Genomic DNA, 15,648 nt, shown 5'->3' with positions numbered 1-15,648 from the left:
CGTCAGCGACGTGCGACGGCGCGGTGCTAAAATGATACGATAAAACCAATGATCGCGAGCCTCTCAAAGGAGCATGCATGTATTTCGCCGCTATTCTTGCTGGGGGATCCGGGGTGCGCATGGGAAATCCGGATAAGCCGAAGCAGTTCTTCTTCCTGGGGGAGAAGCCCATTTTGGTGCATACGCTGGAGAAGTTCTGCGCCTCGGGGTGCTTCGATAAGGTGCTCGTGCTCTGTCCGGCAACGTGGGTTCAGCAGACGCGGGACATTATCGAGCGCCACTGCCCGCAGTATGCCGGCGCCGTGGCCGTCACGGCGGGGGGTGCGGCCCGCAACGATACCATCGAGAACGCCATCCGCTACTTCGAAGACGAGTGCGGGGGAGGGGTCGGCGACATCATCGTCACCCACGACGCGGTGCGCCCCTTCGTGTCGTTGCGCATGATCGAGGAGAACATCGAGGCCGCCGAGCGCTGCGGTGCCTGCGATACGGTGGTGCCGGCTACCGACACCATCGTCGAGAGCATGAACGGGGAGACGATCTCCGCCATTCCGAATCGCAGCGTGCTCTACCAGGGCCAGACGCCCCAGAGCTTCAACATGGGCGCCCTGAAGGAGATGCTGGCATCGCTTACGGCCGAGGAACGCGATATCCTCACCGATGCCTGCAAGGCCTTCGTGCTGCGCGGCCGGCCCGTGGCCCTGGTGCGCGGCGATGTGTCGAACATCAAGATCACGTACCCGCAGGACCTGCGCGTGGCCGAAGCCATGCTGGAGGCGTAGGGCCATGCTGAATACGGTCTACCGCCTGGTCGCCCCGCGCACCTTCGAGCCCGTCGTGGTGTCTCAAGACACGGCGGGGAAGGTAGTCGTGCGGCCCACGCACTTGTCCATCTGCAATGCCGACCAGCGCTACTACCAGGGCACGCGCAGCAAGGAAGTGCTTGCCAAGAAGCTGCCCATGGCCCTCATCCACGAGGGAATCGGCCGCGTGGTCAGCGATGATACCGGCACGTTCCAACCGGGCGATGCCGTGGTTATGCTGCCGAACGCCCCCGTGGAAACCGACGAGTTCATTGCCGAGAACTACCTGCGATCGAGCCGGTTTTGCGGCAGCGGCTTCGACGGTTTCATGCAGGAGACCGTGGTGCTTCCCCCCGAGCGCGTGGTGGGTCTGCCCCAGGACGTGAACCGAGAGGTGGCGGCCTTTACGGAACTCGTGAGCGTGGCCACCCATGCCATCTCCCGCTTCGATGCCATGGCCCACGGGCGCCGTGAGCGCCTGGGCGTGTGGGGTGACGGCAATATGGGCTTCATCGTGTCGCTGCTGCTGCATCTGCGCTACCCCGATGCGAAGATCGTGGTGTTCGGTCGCAACGCCTCCAAGCTGCACGATTTCACCTTTGCCGATGAGACCCATCTCGTGGATGACGTGAGCGGCGTTGCCCTGGTGGATCACGCCTTCGAGTGCGCCGGCGGCGAGGGGTCGGTGGCAGCCATCGAGCAGATCATCGACCGTATCAACCCCGAGGGCACCGTATCGCTTCTCGGTGTGTCCGAGAACAATGTGCCCATCAACACGCGCATGGTGCTGGAGAAGGGCCTGCGCCTGTTCGGCAGCAGCCGCAGCGGTCGGGATGACTTCGAGGCTACGGTGCAGCTGTACCGCGATCACCCCGAGGTGCTGGAATACCTGGCGGCGCTCGTGTGCAGCGTGAGCGAGGCCACGCAGATCGCCGACATCGCCGCGGCTTTCGAGTCAGATATCCGCAAGCCCATGGGCAAGACCGTCATCCAATGGAATTTGTAGGGGGCATCTTGTGAGTGCGGAAGAGAAGGAAGCGAAGTCGCTGCCCCGGCGCGCGAAGGGCGCTCTGCTCCATCGGGCTCGAATGCTTGCCAAGGACATGCTGCTGTTCCAAGTGCTGCCCCGGGCCTATCGCCGCGCGGCCCGTGGGCCCGTGGAGGAGGGCAAGGTCATCTTCCTCGAGAACAAAGAGGCGACGCTGCCCGAGAGCTTCGAGGTGCTCTACGAGCGCCTTTCCCGGGTTCCCTCATTGAAGTTGGAATTCGTGTCGTTGGGGGAGACGCGGGTGCGTCTGCGCCAATACTACAAGAACTGCATCGCCTTCGTAGAGGATTTGGCCACGGCCCAGTATGTGTTTCTGAGCGATGCGTCGAACGTGGTGAGCTGCGTGCCCCTGCGATCGGAGACGACTGCCGTCCAGCTGTGGCACGGTTGCGGTGCCTTCAAGAAGTGGGGCATGTCCACAGCCGATCTCATCTTCGGCGGGTCGCGGGATGAGATTCTGCGCCACCCCTTTTACGAGAATCTGTCCCTGGTGACGGTGAGCAGCCCTGAAGTGGTATGGGCCTACGAAGAGGCCATGGTGCTGCAGGACAGGCCCGGCATCGTGCGCCCTGTGGGTGTGAGCCGCACCGATGTGTTCTTCGACGATGATTACCTCGCTGAAAGCCGTCGCAAGCTGCTGGAGGCGGTGCCGGCTGCGGCGGGCAAGCGCGTTATCGTGTACGCCCCCACGTTCCGAGGCCGTGTGGCCCAGGCGGAGGGGCCTGCCGAGCTGGATATTGCGGCCATGAGAGATGCCTTCGGAGCCGATTCGGTGCTGGTTATCAAACACCACCCGTTCGTGCGCGAGTTGCCGCCCATTCCCGCAGATTGCCGCGATTTCGCCTTCGATGTGACATGCGAGCTGCCCATTAACGAGTTGCTGTGCAGTGCCGATGCGGTCATCTCCGACTATTCCTCGCTCGTCTTTGAATATTCCCTCTTCGGGCGCCCTATGGTGTTCTTCGCCTACGACCAAGACGAGTACACCGATTGGCGCGGCTTCTACTACGATTACGACGCGCTGACCCCGGGCCCCGTGTGCACGACGACCGAAGGGGTGGTCTCTGCGCTCGAGGAAGCCTTCGCGGATTTCGACCCAAGGGAAGTGCAAGCCTTCCGCGAGCGGTTCATGAGTGCCTGCGACGGCCATGCGACCGACCGCATCATTGAAGAGGTGTTCGGCGAGGATATTCGGCGCGCAGCGACGCGCAGTTAGGGGGAGCGGTGGCTTCGGAGGCAATGGCGGAGATGCGCCCCACGGCATCGGTGATCGTTCCCGTGTACAACAAAGCCCCTTATCTGGAGGGCTGTTTTATGTGCCTCGATGGCCAGACCATCGATAAAGATCGTCTCGAGGTGCTGTTTGTGGACGACGGCTCCACCGACGAATCGGCATCGCTGTGTCGCGCCTTCGCTGAGAATCGTCCTTGGGTGCGGGTCATTGTCCAGCCCAACGGCGGCGTGTCGTCGGCGCGCAATGCGGGCATTGGGGCGGCCCAGGGGCGCTACTTGTTCTTTCTCGACCCAGATGACACACTGAGCTCCGAAACTCTGGAAAATGTTGCGGATTTCTTCGATCAGTGCGGTGACGAGGTGGAACTCGTCACCTACCCCATCGTCTCCATTCGCGACGGGAAGCGTCAGCGCCTGCACCATCGCTATGACGTGCTGCGCGAGACGGGGGTGTACGATCTGGCGTTGCCCGAGAACGCCGCCATCGCCCAGGCTACCATGAACGTAGCCGTGCGCAACCGCTTTGCCGAGAACGTCCTTTTCGATTTCGCGCCCGCGAACGGCGTTATCGTGCACGAGGACGAGAAGTACTGCACCGACGTGCTCGCTCGCACCATGCAACTCGGCTTCTGTGCCGAGGCCGAGTATCGGTGGATGCGCAGCGACGAGGGAGCGTCTACGGCATTGCGCCAGCCGGAGAACCTCTACGACAACAACATGGCCCTGTTCGAGGATTTCTTCGGGCGCTATGGCGAGGGGGTGCCTCCCTATATCCAGGGTCTGCTCGTGAACGATCTGTCGTGGAAGCTGAAGGCGGGCATCGCCCTGCCGACGCACCGGGAAGGGACGGCCTACGACGAGGCCCTGGGTCGCCTGGCGCGGCTGCTCGATCGGGTGGATGACGATCTGATTTTGCGTCACCCCAACCTGCGGGATGGCCATCGGCTGTTCGTGCTGAGCTTGAAGCGCCGCGAATCCTTGGTGTGGCATGCCGCGCCCAGTGTGCTGGCGGTTACGCGGGAGGGCGCCCCTGTGTTCGCTGCCGATTGCGCAAACGTGGCGCTGACGCGGGTCGCGGTGCGCGATGGGGCGCTGCACGTGTCCGGTGTGCTGACGTCCCCGTTCTTCGCCGGGTGGGACGGGTCGGTGGAGCTGCTGCTGTGCCGGCGTCTCCGCAAGGATGATCGCGGCGGCACCGCCGATGCCCTAGCGTTGGAGGAATCGGTGGAGGGCTGCCCGACGGCCGCTGTAAGATTGGGTCGCTCCTTTTTCTTCTCCTTCGCTTGTGGCTTGGGCGGGAGCGAGAATGTCTGGCTCGATCTGCGCTTGAATGGAACGAGCATTCCCTTGGCGTGGTCGGTCAAGGAGCTTGCCCGGTCGGCCTATGCCCTGCGCCATATGCGCATCGTCGGTCCTTGGCGGGTGCGGCTCGACGTGGGAAAGGCCCGGATAACGGTGGATCGCGTGGAGGGGAAGTCCCGCGACGCTGCTCTGAGGCAGCTCGACGGCCGCGTGCCCCGCTGGAAGACGCGCCTCGACCGCCGCTTGATCCGTCGTCTTGCCGAAGGCGCGGATATCTGGGTGTATGCGGATGGGCCCGACGGCTCGGAAGAGGTGCGATCCCGGTTCGAGCACGATAGCCAGCGAGACGATGGCGTGATGCGCTACTATGCTGTGCGTCCCGGCCAGAAGGCTCCGCACGCCGGAAAACACGGCAAGGTCGTAAGCTTCGGCTCCCGGCGCCACAAGATGCTCTTCTGCGCTGCCAAGAAGATCATCGCGCCCACCGACGACTTCGCCACCTACAGCCCCATGCCCGAAAAGAGCCTCCTGGACTTCGCCGATCTGTTCAATGGGGAAGTGGAGGCAACTTGCACAAGGTCGGTGTAGCAGGTGTCTTATATGCTATTGTGTACCGAAAATGCACCATTTAAGGTAACTCTCTCATTTAGAATGCCCCTCATTGCGTGATGGACATCTGTTCTATGCGAATTGATGACAATCTCCTATTGTCGGAAATTCAGACAAGAAGTGTTGTTAAATTCAGCATAGTATGAGATGATCGTCAGACAGAGTGAAGGAGGAAGTATGTCTGAGTTGTGCGTACGTATAAAAGCTGCGAGAACGAAGCTCCATCTCTCTCAACAATATGTTGCGGACTACCTTGGCATCGGTCGTTCTGCAGTTGCAGATATCGAGGCGGGACGTCGGAAGGTTTCTGCCAAAGAGCTCGATGACCTGAGTAAGCTGTTTCTTGTTTCGGTTGACGAACTTTTGCATGGCAGGGCGGCTGCAGCTCCCAGCCAAGTTTTTGCGCGATGCTTTGACCAGCTTGATGAAGAGGACCAAAGAGAGATTCTCAATTTGATGGAGTTCAAGCGTGCGGTGAAAGCTCGAGGCTAAGTTGACTGTTGATTATGCGCGCATGGCGCGGGATGGAGCCTCTCCGGAACAGCTGGCCGAGGCTTTTATTTCTGACTATTATTCTGGACAAGAGCCTTCTATCCCGGTGAATCCTTTTGAGATTCTCCGGGATATGGGCATAGTGTTCTCTTTTCGGAACTTTTCGAATTACGAGGGTGTATATATTCCTGCCGAGGGCGATGACGATGCGCCCGTGGTAGGCATTAACGCGAATCGTCCTGTAACGCGCCAGCGATACACTGCCTCTCACGAACTGTGTCATCACATAAAAGATGCTGATACAGGTTATATGTGCTCGACTGCATTGGACAATGACATCGAGCGCTATGCCGAGGCATTCGCTGCGGCGCTGCTCATGCCATCATCGCTCTTTCGTGAGCAGGTGGACGAATATAAGGTCAACGGTTTTGTAAGCTTCGAGAGCGCCTTGAAGATAGCCGATTATTTCGGTGTTAGTTTCGCGGCGTGTCTGAATCGACTTGCCTTCGATTTCCATGTCATTGATGGCGATGTCACTGGGGCTGCGCTGAGGCAGAGGCGCAGCGAGTTTGGTCCTATGGCCCATCGAGCTGAATTGGGCCTGAGCGACGTTCCCCTGTATCGTCAATTGTACGACGCCTCAGAGCTGTTTCTGAGAGTGGAGCCCTCGCCCCAAACGAAGCAGATATTTGAAACAGAGTATGTATTTCACGATAGTCGAATGGAAGGCGTGGTCGTCGAGAGGGAGCTTGCTGCGGAAATAGTCGTTGACTTGAGATTGAACGGCAGCCGTAGTAAGTTTTACAGTGAAGAAAACCAAAACATTGTTGAGGTGGCGGGCTTGGCATCGGCTTACGACTGGGTCTTTAGGAAGGCGATGTCGGCCGGCCCGTTGGTAATCTATGATGCAACAGAGATCAACAAGCTCCTATTCTCGGCAGCGAGGCATCCGGAATTTGGTGGCGCATTTCGGCAGGCAAACACTTTCGTTCTTGGGGGCAAGTTCGAGACAGTGGACTATCGTCGCGTGGTTCAAGAGATGTATTTCAAGGGCAAGGAGATTGACGCATTTGTGGCTAATAGCGATTCTTTGCTACCGAGCGAGTACCTTGAGCGCGTCTTGGATATCCATCATGGCCTTACTGTCGTGCACCCATTTCGGGACGGTAATGGTCGTTCGTTGAGAGCGTTTGCAAACTTAATGTTCTTGAGAAGGGGTCTTCCCCCGGTTCTTTTCACTGACGAAACAAAGGATCTGTACAAAGATGCTCTCGGCAAAGCAGATGAAACGGGGAATCGAGACGCTCTTTACGATCTTTACTATAAAGAGATGCTCAAAGCCCATGCGATATTTACGGGCAGCCTGCTCTAGCCTCGAGCAGGGCAATAATGTGGGTAGGTATCAAAACCGCCGCAACGGCACACTTCTGACGCTCTTGTGACGTGGCATTGCATAGGGGCGCGCGACCATCTTATTATCTGTCGTGAAAATCCAGTCATTTGATGGGCGTTGTTCGTGCGATGCGGGCGAAGTTTTGTACGATTAGAAAAGCTGGCGACGAGATGCGAATGCCGGGATCGTCTTTGCGGGGATTAAAGGTGGATGGAGGTGACAGGTTTGCAGATTGACATGGAGAGCATCAAAGAGCTGAACCAAAAGTTGGTGGCCACTGAGCCCACAAGTCGGTTGAGCGCTTATTTGTGGGGTCGGGTAGAGAATCAGTATGAGCCAATAACGGGCTTGATGAAGGAACTAATTTGCGTTTCTATTTTCGCGTCGCTTTGCAGTATTATCTGTGGGGCATTGTTCGGACTGCCCTTGGGAACTGTGTTCCCAGAAAGAGAGGGTATCGTATTTCGCGTATTGATTCCTATTCTTGCGATATCGGTGTTTGTTCTGATTCGTTTAGTAGGTCATGAGATCGATCTTATGAGGGAGACTCCCCAATATGCGGAGTACGAAGCGATGAGGTGGAAAAAAGATCTTCATATCGTTGAGAACTATATGAATGAACACGCCCTTTCTGTACGGCAAAGGGTGGCTCTTTATGAGCTGTGCGTTCGGAGGAGAGATGCGTTTCTGGCTGAAAGGAGTGAAGCAATTGCTAGTACATTTGCGGTTGAAGGGGCGGTCGGTCTCGCAGTGGCCTTTGCTCTGGTGCAGGTGCTTATTGGCTATCTGTCACCTGGCGATGCTGCGACAATGATCCTTGCCGTAGGTTTCGCCGTCTACGGGTTGCTGAAGGCGTATCTCACTGTTTTCGAGACTCTTTACAAAAACGAGCGAAAGAACCCTGTTGGAAAGTTGGTTAGGATTTTAGAACTCGCCCGTATAAATGGAATCCTAGGGCTGTAGCGTACAAGTAGGCGCCTTGCAGGCTTTAATGATTGTTACTGGCGAGGATGATCCTCCGTCTTCGGCTTCTTTGGCTTTTGCTCTGTCGGCAAGGGGAATGGAATTGCGTCGCGCATGGGCTGGTCGTCGGAATAAGAAATAGTTGTGTGACGTGCAATCAGCTTGTGAAAGATGCCCCCAACGATATGCTGACGACCACACTGATTAACAGGGAGTGGTATCATGATTGTGCGCTGCGGAATTGGCCGTAGCGGAAGAGCATTATCGTAAACACACTTCGAACTGTGTCTACGAAATCTCCATCAGCTAGCTGTATGGCACAAATGTGTAACACAGTGAAACTCATGGTGATGCTCCCTTCGTCTTCGGCAATTGTACCGCAGATGAAGATTGCAGGAACGGGCTTGACCCGAAAGGCGGCTGCTCGCGCCTTTGCGCGTGAGTACGGACTTTGGCTTTATGCCGGGTCGTATATGTAGGCAGGCCGATTCGAAATGGACGCCGCCCCTTGATAGATCGGCCTGCCGGGCAGGATAACGGTATGAAGATTCCCCTCTCTCGCTTGAAAATGCCCTACTCCGTAAGAGGGTATGCACATTTCGACCATCGTGTGTCGTTGGCTTCTTGCTATGACTTGGTTTCGGATCCTCAATGGGTGGCTCGCCATTCGTTTTACCCCTTTATTGGCAAAGAGGTGCGTAGGATAAAATGGCGGGAGGGAGTGCCTCATAAAGATCCGCGTCCTATTCGTTACGCCGCCCATTTGGATAGATGCATCTACCAATACTACACTGCCCTGCTCAATGACCTTTACAACATTAGGGCGTATAATGCCGGCATCGATGGGGTATCGATCGCCTATCGAACTAATCATCCTGGGATGTCAAACTGCAATTATGCTTGCGAAGCTTTTTCGTATATACGTGAGCAGAGGGAGTGCTGGGTTGCAGTTGGAGACTTCAAGAGCTTTTTTGAGACGTTGGACCATGGCTATCTCAAGAGAATGATGCGATCATTATTTGATGACAATAAAATACCAGATGATTATTATCGCATCCTGAAGAGCGCTACGAAGTATGCAGTATGGCCCATAGATGATCTGCTGGCTCGACACAAACTCCCGGTGACGCGAAAGGGGATTCAGAAGCTTAATAAGAAAGCGGTTGTTCTTTCGCGCGAGGAATTTAAAAGCACGGTCAAGGAGTGCGTCACTCATCCTTGGAAAGAGAGCGGCCTCGGAATTGCCCAGGGACTCCCGGTTAGTGGAGTGCTCGCAAACATTTACATGCTTGAGTTTGACGCAAAGATTGAGGAGATAGCGAAAAATGTGTCGGGTCTGTACATGCGCTATTCCGACGACTTTATCGTTGCTGCTCCTACCGCAGAGGGGTACAGGAAACTAATGAATGGGATCAAGCAATCAGGGGTTCCGGGCGTTATGCTTCATCCTGAAAAGACCTTCGGGTATTGCGTTGAGGACGGAATTGTCACGAGGATTGATTCCTGCCTGCGTCCCATGAGAGCAGCGTCGCATGGGAGCCAAATTGACTATCTGGGTTTTTGCTTCGATGGCGGTGTGGTGCGCATGAGGCAATCGACCGTTGGCAGGTACTATCGGCGCTCCTACCGGAAGGTGCGGCGAGCGTTCGGGGGAGGGGAACGGCCTTCTCGAAAAAGAGTGCGACGGCTCTACGTTGCTATTAGCGATTGGGGGCGAAGCACCTCTCTCCTTCATAATCCTAATGGACGTCGTGGCGGCAACTTTCTGACTTACGCCCACAGAGCAGCGAAGATTTTTGAAAGCGACCCGATTTTGAATGATGTGAGGCGCCATAAAAGAAAAATACGAGCACGTTCTCGCAGAGACTTCCAAAATGGTGTCAAGCGTACCGGAAACTCTGATTGCTAGGCAACACATGAAAGGAACGCGGATTGCGAAATAGTGTGGCCTCTATGCGCCGGAGAAGTCGACCTGCTCGGTTTCTCCGGCGCACTTTTCATTGTTTCGCGAATACCTCAAAACTAAAAGTTACTTGCGACATACTTGTCGAACTGTTGCCGATATTGCCTCTAGCGGCATTAGCGCGACAATCATCGGTATCACTTCATGCTGTACGACGCTTCTCTCTGACAGGAGCATTGGATTGACCAGGCCGGACACGATGTTTTCGAACTTCTTTTTCGCGACTTTTCTTGGATTCCTCGTTTTCTCATGTTCAGCGTATTCTGGAGAGGACAGAATTGAGCGAAGACTTCTGCCGAAGGTGGACTGACACTCCGACTCAAGTTTCTTGCGGTTTTTCTCGATCACCTCGATAAATGCAACCTCTGGCGTGAAGCCAAGGTTGTGCACTAATTCCGGATCCTTCTCCATTATCTCCTCAAGAACCGATGAATTGCTATTAAAGGCATCAGCGTCGAGCACGGCTTTCACGGTGGTGTGGTCGGGTAGTGTATCCTTGATTCGCCGCGCCAGTTTTGCTGTTTCGGAGTAACCGCCTACAGGAAGTACGTTGTACTGAAAAGGAATTATATCTTCTTGCTCAGCTAAGGTGCGTTTACACATAGCTCGCCAGGCCCCTTGGGCCATCTCGTCCTCTACAAGAATGAGATAATCGCCCAAAACGCTATCGAAAACATCTACGCTTTCCATGGCGTCGGCTGGATAGCAAGGATGAACAACCTGAATATTTCCAGGTTCCTGCTCTTTCAACAAATAGATTTGCTCGGCGGGCTCGTTGGCGATAAGGGTCGTGGAGTGCGTCGCCACCAAAATGGTCAAGTCGCCCTCTTCTGCATGACTCTTTAAGACGGATAGAAGCTTCCGTTGCGCTTCCGGGTGCAGTGCGAGTTCGGCTTCATCAAGCAATATCAGGCTGCGAGGCTCAAGGTTTTGCAGCTCACCAATAAGCCGTAAGAGGGCGAGTTCGCCGGAACTGAAGCGTTTTTCCGAATAGCACGAACCGCTCGGTTCCATCAGCAGGTAGGGATCTTCCTTTGAGTGTCTACCGCGCGTTTTTGCCAATCTTTGCAAATAGGAGTATTTCGTCTCGTCGAAGATATCATTTAGCGTCTCCCTGATAAATGCTTCAGCCTCGTAAAGGTTTCCGCCCATAATATCATCGGCTGTTACTCGAAGTCGGCTCTGGCCTGCTTGTGCGTAAATTGTTCTCCTGAAGCCAAACCCGTCGAGCACCTCTTTTGCTCGTTTGTATGGCGAGGGGATCCATCTTTGGCGGCGTCGGCCATAGACGATTTTTCCTTCGGGAGACTGGTAAGTAATTTGACTGTCGGCGTATTGATCGACTTTGCTAGAACCCTCGGCACATGGTAAGCCATTCGGGAAAGCGTTCGAAAAGCCGATTCGATGCAAGCATGTGAGCAAAGTGCTTTTCCCACATCCATTTTTGCCTACTAGCAGATAGACTCCAGGTTTATCTGGTATTTGGAACTCGAGGTGCTCGATTCCCTTGAGTTTGCTGATCGTGATGCTGCTCACTGACTTTTCTCCTGATTGGCATCAATTGCCATTAAAAATATGCTAGCACAAAACACTCGTTGGCTCATCTCTACAATGAACACCTCGCGAGTCGTCCTAAAACATCCATTTCGCGACATCAGGTCTGAGCGAAATGGTGCTATAGGTCATGTTGGGTTTCAGCGTACTGCTCTCTATTGCTTTGTCGAAGGTGTGCTTGTGGCGGAGTCACAGTTTTCCCTGTTCTGCTCTCGCGGTATTATGGGACGCATTGGTTTGTTGGCGGGGTGCCGGCGTGCCCGGATGGGCCGTGGAAAGGAAATGCGGAGGATATGACGATCGACTTGCTGCTGCGCTCGGGCCGAGAGGCGGCCTATCGTGGGCTGGATACGGTCGTTGTCTGGCTTGAAGTCGAGGTGTTCGATCCGCTGCATCGCCGTTTTCCTTGGGCTGACTGGAAGTTTGTTGCCATATTCGCGGCGCTCCTGTTTCCCTTCTTCGAGCCGGTGGGATTGCGTCATGTGATATCTCCGCTCTTTGGGAAGGCGTACCTCGTCTTGCAGGTTGTCGCGGCGATCATCGTGGCAGTTCTCTATGTTTTGAAAGTTCCGAAGGATCACTTTACGCTGCTTGCCATAGCCATCGTGACGTTCATGTTTTTTACGACAGCGGTGAATGAGGGATTCGGTCGCCTATGGATTTACACCCAGTGGTTCTACGATTGGGTTCCTCTCGCTGTAGCAGTGCTGCTTGTGGCCTATGCGGCGCATCGCTCGAAGATGCGAGAGCTGCTGTGGGCCATCGTGGTGGTGGCCGGAACACTCTCTGTTATCAATCTAGTGTCGGTGCTCCTGTGGCCGCATCTCATGGATCGCAAAACGAGAGCGCTTTTGAACTTCTACGGGCATAAGAACTCATCTATCTATGTTGCGTTGCCGTCGGTGGGGGCATCGTTGGTGCTGGATGCGCTCGCGGGGCGTCGTTGCTCGGCGAGGAGCGTTCTGCTGTATATTGTGGCCGCCTTGCAATGTCTCATATCGTACTCTGCCACATCGGTGGCCGCCCTATTTGTATTGGCCGTTTTAATGGTGGCCGTGCAGTTCCGTGGCGCGCGCTCCCTCGTCAACGGGATCAGCTGCACGATGGTGTTCGGGGCGCTATCGCTGCTCATCATGGTCGGCCCTGTTCGAAGGCTTTTTGCCCCACTAATCGAAGGGATTTTGGGGAAGACTTTGACGTTTACGGGGCGGACGTATATTTGGGATAGCGTGCTGGATCTCATGACTGGCAAGCACGTGCTAATTGGCTACGGTTCGTCCATTCGATTCGACATTGTAGTTGAGGGAATTCCCTACAGCGATCCGCACAGCTTTCTCCTTTACTTGTGGCTGACTGGAGGTGTGGCGGGGTTTGTACTCAGCGTCGCTCTTATGGGAGTTGCCGTACATGCCCTCTATCGGTATCGCAGGGTTTACTCAGTTGCGGTGCTTGCCGCTGTAGTGGCGTGCTTTTTCGTCATTGGCCTCATGGAATCGCTCATTACCATAGCGTGGCCCCTCTTCGTGGCGCTCGCCTTTTATTGGGGAACCGTGCTTGGGACGAGGCGCTCCAAAGGAGTGGTCGACAGGGTTTCTAACACCAGGATACTTTCCCGTTGACTCCATGTTAGGACTCTATGCCTTTTGGCGAATTTCTATGCGAACAGGCATTTTTCTTGTATAGTAACTTCACGATTGTAATCAACGGTTTGGTCGAAAACTTTTGCGGAAGGTGCGTGCGAGATTGCGGGGCGGCGATACTGAATCGGAATGGCTGACGGGAGGCGCGGCGCCCTATGATTCGTCGATGGAAGACAAGAGCCTGAACATTCTGTTGGTGACCCAGTTCTATACCCCCGAGCATAACGCGGGCGCATTTCGAGCGGCAGACCATGCGAGGGAGTGGGTTGCTCGGGGCCACAGGGTGACCGTGTTGACCGGGTGGCCTCATTACCCCAAGGGGGAACTCTTCGACGGCTATTCCATGACGTCTTTTGCAGAAGAGTCCATTGATGGTGTGAGGGTGTTGCGCAGCCGAGTGGTGGCGCGTCCGCTCACAAGTTCGATTCGTCGTATTCAAAATGGCTTGGGTTTCTTGATGTTCGCTGTGGCCAATATTCTGTCCAAGAGGAACCGGATCGGCGATTCTTTTGACGTGGTTGTGGCCAGCTCCGGTACGATTTTTGCCGGTTGGCTTGGATGGGCGTGCGCGAAGACGTTCAAAGCACCCCTCGTGATGGAGTATCGCGATCTGGCCTTTGAGCAGATGGTGGCCACGGGTTCGCGTCCCGAGGGGCTTGGGGTACGTCTTATGCGGCTTTGCGAGGTGAGCCTGGCGAAAAGATCCCGACGCGTTATCGTGCTCACGAACGGATTTCGCTCCATTTTGGCTCGAGAGGGTGTTGATCCGTCGATCGTAGCCGTTGTCCCCAATGGGGCTGACCCCCGTCCTCGCAAGGGCTGCCCGATGGGAGAAGGCCTGGTTTTTGGTTATTTCGGCACTATGGGCATTTCCCAGGACGTTCCCTCTACGCTCGAGCTTGTGGTTGCCGCATCTGAAGCGTCGCGCCAGCATGCTCGTTATATGCTCATTGGGGATGGTGCTGCTCGTGAGGCTGTGCAAGCTGCGCTCTCGGACAGCTCCTACGCTTTTGCCCAGTTGATGGATGGGATCTCGCAAGAGGAGCTCGAGCCTTACTATGGTTTGTGCCACATGACCGTAGTGAGCCTGAAGAAAAGCCAGCGTTTCGAGGCGACGGTGCCATCGAAGATATTCCAGTCTTTTGCTCGCGGTGTGCCGGTTTTGTTCAGTGGGCCCGAGGGGGAAGCTGCGCGCATTATTAGGGACGCCGGTGCCGGCCTCGTATTGACGGGCACCCGCGAGGAAGACGAGGAAGCCCTGCGCCGGTTCTTTTCGAATGATACATGGCATAGCGATATTGAATCCATGGGCGCACGGGCGCTTGAGGCTTTGGAGAAGAACTATTCCCGGTCGATGCTTGCCGGTCGTGTTTTAGAAGTGATTGCAGATGCAACAGAGAAAGGTGTGAGTCGATGAAGGTAAACGTAATTGGGCTCGGTTATATCGGGCTGCCCACCGCTCTTATGCTTGCCAGCCATGGGGTGGAAGTGACAGGCACGGACTACAATAAAGAGCTCGTTGCTACCTTGAATTCGGGTCGTACGACGTTTAGCGAGAAGGGCCTTGACGATCTTTTCGACGATGCTCGCGAAAAGGGCATCGTGTTTACCACGGAGTACCAGCCTGCTGACGTGTATATCATTTCCGTTCCCACTCCCTATGATGCCGACAGCAAAAAGATCGATCCGTCTTATGTCGTTGCCGCGGTCGAGACGACGCTGGATGTTTGTCCCGAGGGGGCAATTCTGGTCATCGAATCTACGGTGTCTCCAGGCACCATGGATAAGTTCGTGCGCCCCGTGATTGAATCACGTGGTCGGACTGCTGGGACGGATGTTCATTTGGTGCATGCCCCTGAGCGAATTATCCCGGGCAATATGGTCAATGAGCTTCTTTACAACAATCGCACGATTGGCGCCGACGATCCGGCGGTGGGAGAGCGTGTGAGGGAAGTGTACGCCTCCTTCTGCCAAGGAGACATCGAAGTAACCGATATTTGTACCGCCGAAATGACAAAGGTGGTCGAGAACACCTTCCGCGATATAAATATCGCCTTCGCGAACGAGCTGGCGAAAATTTGTCGCTCTGATGGCATGGACGTTCACGAGATTATTCGCATTGCGAATAAGCATCCGCGCGTTAACATCCTCTCTCCCGGCCCCGGCGTAGGGGGGCATTGCATCAGCGTGGATCCCTGGTTCCTGGTAGGCGATTACCCTCGCTTGACGAATCTCATCTCGACTGCTCGTGCTATCAATGACTCCATGCCGGATTTTGTCCTCGCCCGCGCATCGGAGATTATGAAGGCGGAGGGAATTGATTCGCCTTCAAAGGTCGGTATTTATGGCTTAACCTACAAAGAGGATGTCGATGATATTCGCGAGTCGCCCACGCTTCAAATGCTTGAGTCAATGGGGCGGCATCTGTGCGCAGGCGCGTGCCGCGTGTACGATCCGTGGGTGGAAAGCGATGTCGTGCCCGGCCAAGTTCACTCCATGGAGGAGTTTCTGGATGGCTTGGACATGATCATCGTTATGGTTGGGCACTCCGAGTTGAAAGATAATCTGGCCCTGTTGGGGCAGAGGGTAGTTCTCGACACGCGCAATATATGTGGCGTGGGCGAGCGCATCTATAAACTGTAGGGCAG

12 protein-coding genes are annotated in these 15,648 nt (G+C 55.4%); 11 read left to right on the top strand and 1 reads right to left on the bottom strand.

Features of this window, described 5'->3' with window-relative positions; translation table 11 throughout:
- Positions 1 to 77: 77 nt before the first annotated feature.
- The 8 genes from ACTOXK_RS06805 to ACTOXK_RS06770 all read left to right on the top strand — a co-directional run bounded on the left by ACTOXK_RS06805 (position 78) and on the right by ACTOXK_RS06770 (position 9,752).
- Positions 78 to 782 (top strand): IspD/TarI family cytidylyltransferase, encoded by a 705-nt coding sequence (locus tag ACTOXK_RS06805; RefSeq protein ID WP_482276651.1) that lies wholly within the window; start codon positions 78 to 80, stop codon positions 780 to 782.
- Between the two features lie 4 nt (positions 783 to 786).
- Positions 787 to 1,809 (top strand): alcohol dehydrogenase catalytic domain-containing protein, encoded by a 1,023-nt coding sequence (locus ACTOXK_RS06800; protein WP_482276652.1) that lies wholly within the window; start codon positions 787 to 789, stop codon positions 1,807 to 1,809.
- A 10-nt stretch (positions 1,810 to 1,819) separates the two neighbouring features.
- Positions 1,820 to 3,067, top strand: coding sequence for a CDP-glycerol glycerophosphotransferase family protein (locus tag ACTOXK_RS06795; protein ID WP_482276653.1), 1,248 nt, complete (start codon positions 1,820 to 1,822; stop codon positions 3,065 to 3,067).
- 8 nt (positions 3,068 to 3,075) lie between these two features.
- Positions 3,076 to 4,974 carry a glycosyltransferase family 2 protein gene (locus ACTOXK_RS06790; protein ID WP_482276654.1) on the top strand — a complete coding sequence of 633 codons (1,899 nt, stop codon included), beginning with the start codon at positions 3,076 to 3,078 and terminating at the stop codon, positions 4,972 to 4,974.
- Between the two features lie 198 nt (positions 4,975 to 5,172).
- Positions 5,173 to 5,487 carry a helix-turn-helix domain-containing protein gene (locus ACTOXK_RS06785; protein WP_482276655.1) on the top strand — a complete coding sequence of 105 codons (315 nt, stop codon included), beginning with the start codon at positions 5,173 to 5,175 and terminating at the stop codon, positions 5,485 to 5,487.
- Between the two features lies 1 nt (position 5,488).
- Complete coding sequence (locus ACTOXK_RS06780) at positions 5,489 to 6,859, top strand: ImmA/IrrE family metallo-endopeptidase (protein ID WP_482276656.1); 1,371 nt, start codon at positions 5,489 to 5,491, stop codon at positions 6,857 to 6,859.
- 237 nt (positions 6,860 to 7,096) lie between these two features.
- Positions 7,097 to 7,843, top strand: a complete 747-nt coding sequence (locus ACTOXK_RS06775; RefSeq protein WP_482276657.1) for a hypothetical protein — start codon at positions 7,097 to 7,099, stop codon at positions 7,841 to 7,843.
- A 541-nt stretch (positions 7,844 to 8,384) separates the two neighbouring features.
- The gene (locus ACTOXK_RS06770; RefSeq protein WP_482276658.1) at positions 8,385 to 9,752 is read left to right on the top strand and encodes a reverse transcriptase/maturase family protein; all 1,368 of its coding nucleotides are present in this window, start codon (positions 8,385 to 8,387) and stop codon (positions 9,750 to 9,752) included.
- 120 nt (positions 9,753 to 9,872) lie between these two features.
- Here ACTOXK_RS06770 and ACTOXK_RS06765 read toward each other — a convergent pair whose 3' ends face one another.
- The gene (locus tag ACTOXK_RS06765) at positions 9,873 to 11,342 is read right to left on the bottom strand and encodes an ATP-dependent nuclease (protein ID WP_482276659.1); all 1,470 of its coding nucleotides are present in this window, start codon (positions 11,340 to 11,342) and stop codon (positions 9,873 to 9,875) included.
- A gap of 311 nt (positions 11,343 to 11,653) precedes the next feature.
- Here ACTOXK_RS06765 and ACTOXK_RS06760 point away from each other — a divergent pair, with 311 nt between their 5' ends.
- From ACTOXK_RS06760 to ACTOXK_RS06750, 3 genes are all read left to right on the top strand, one after another.
- Positions 11,654 to 12,979 carry an O-antigen ligase family protein gene (locus ACTOXK_RS06760; RefSeq protein ID WP_482276660.1) on the top strand — a complete coding sequence of 442 codons (1,326 nt, stop codon included), beginning with the start codon at positions 11,654 to 11,656 and terminating at the stop codon, positions 12,977 to 12,979.
- Positions 12,980 to 13,166: 187 nt separating this feature from the next.
- Positions 13,167 to 14,417 (top strand): glycosyltransferase family 4 protein, encoded by a 1,251-nt coding sequence (locus tag ACTOXK_RS06755; RefSeq protein WP_482276661.1) that lies wholly within the window; start codon positions 13,167 to 13,169, stop codon positions 14,415 to 14,417.
- Positions 14,414 to 15,643: a nucleotide sugar dehydrogenase gene (locus ACTOXK_RS06750; RefSeq protein ID WP_482276662.1), complete on the top strand. Its 1,230-nt coding sequence runs from the start codon at positions 14,414 to 14,416 to the stop codon at positions 15,641 to 15,643. Before ACTOXK_RS06755 ends, ACTOXK_RS06750 begins: the two co-directional genes overlap by 4 nt.
- Positions 15,644 to 15,648: the final 5 nt, after the last annotated feature.

The organism is Adlercreutzia sp. (genome assembly GCF_056795635.1).
Note: the sequence above shows the minus strand (reverse complement) of the source record. Positions and strands in the feature narration are given on the sequence as shown.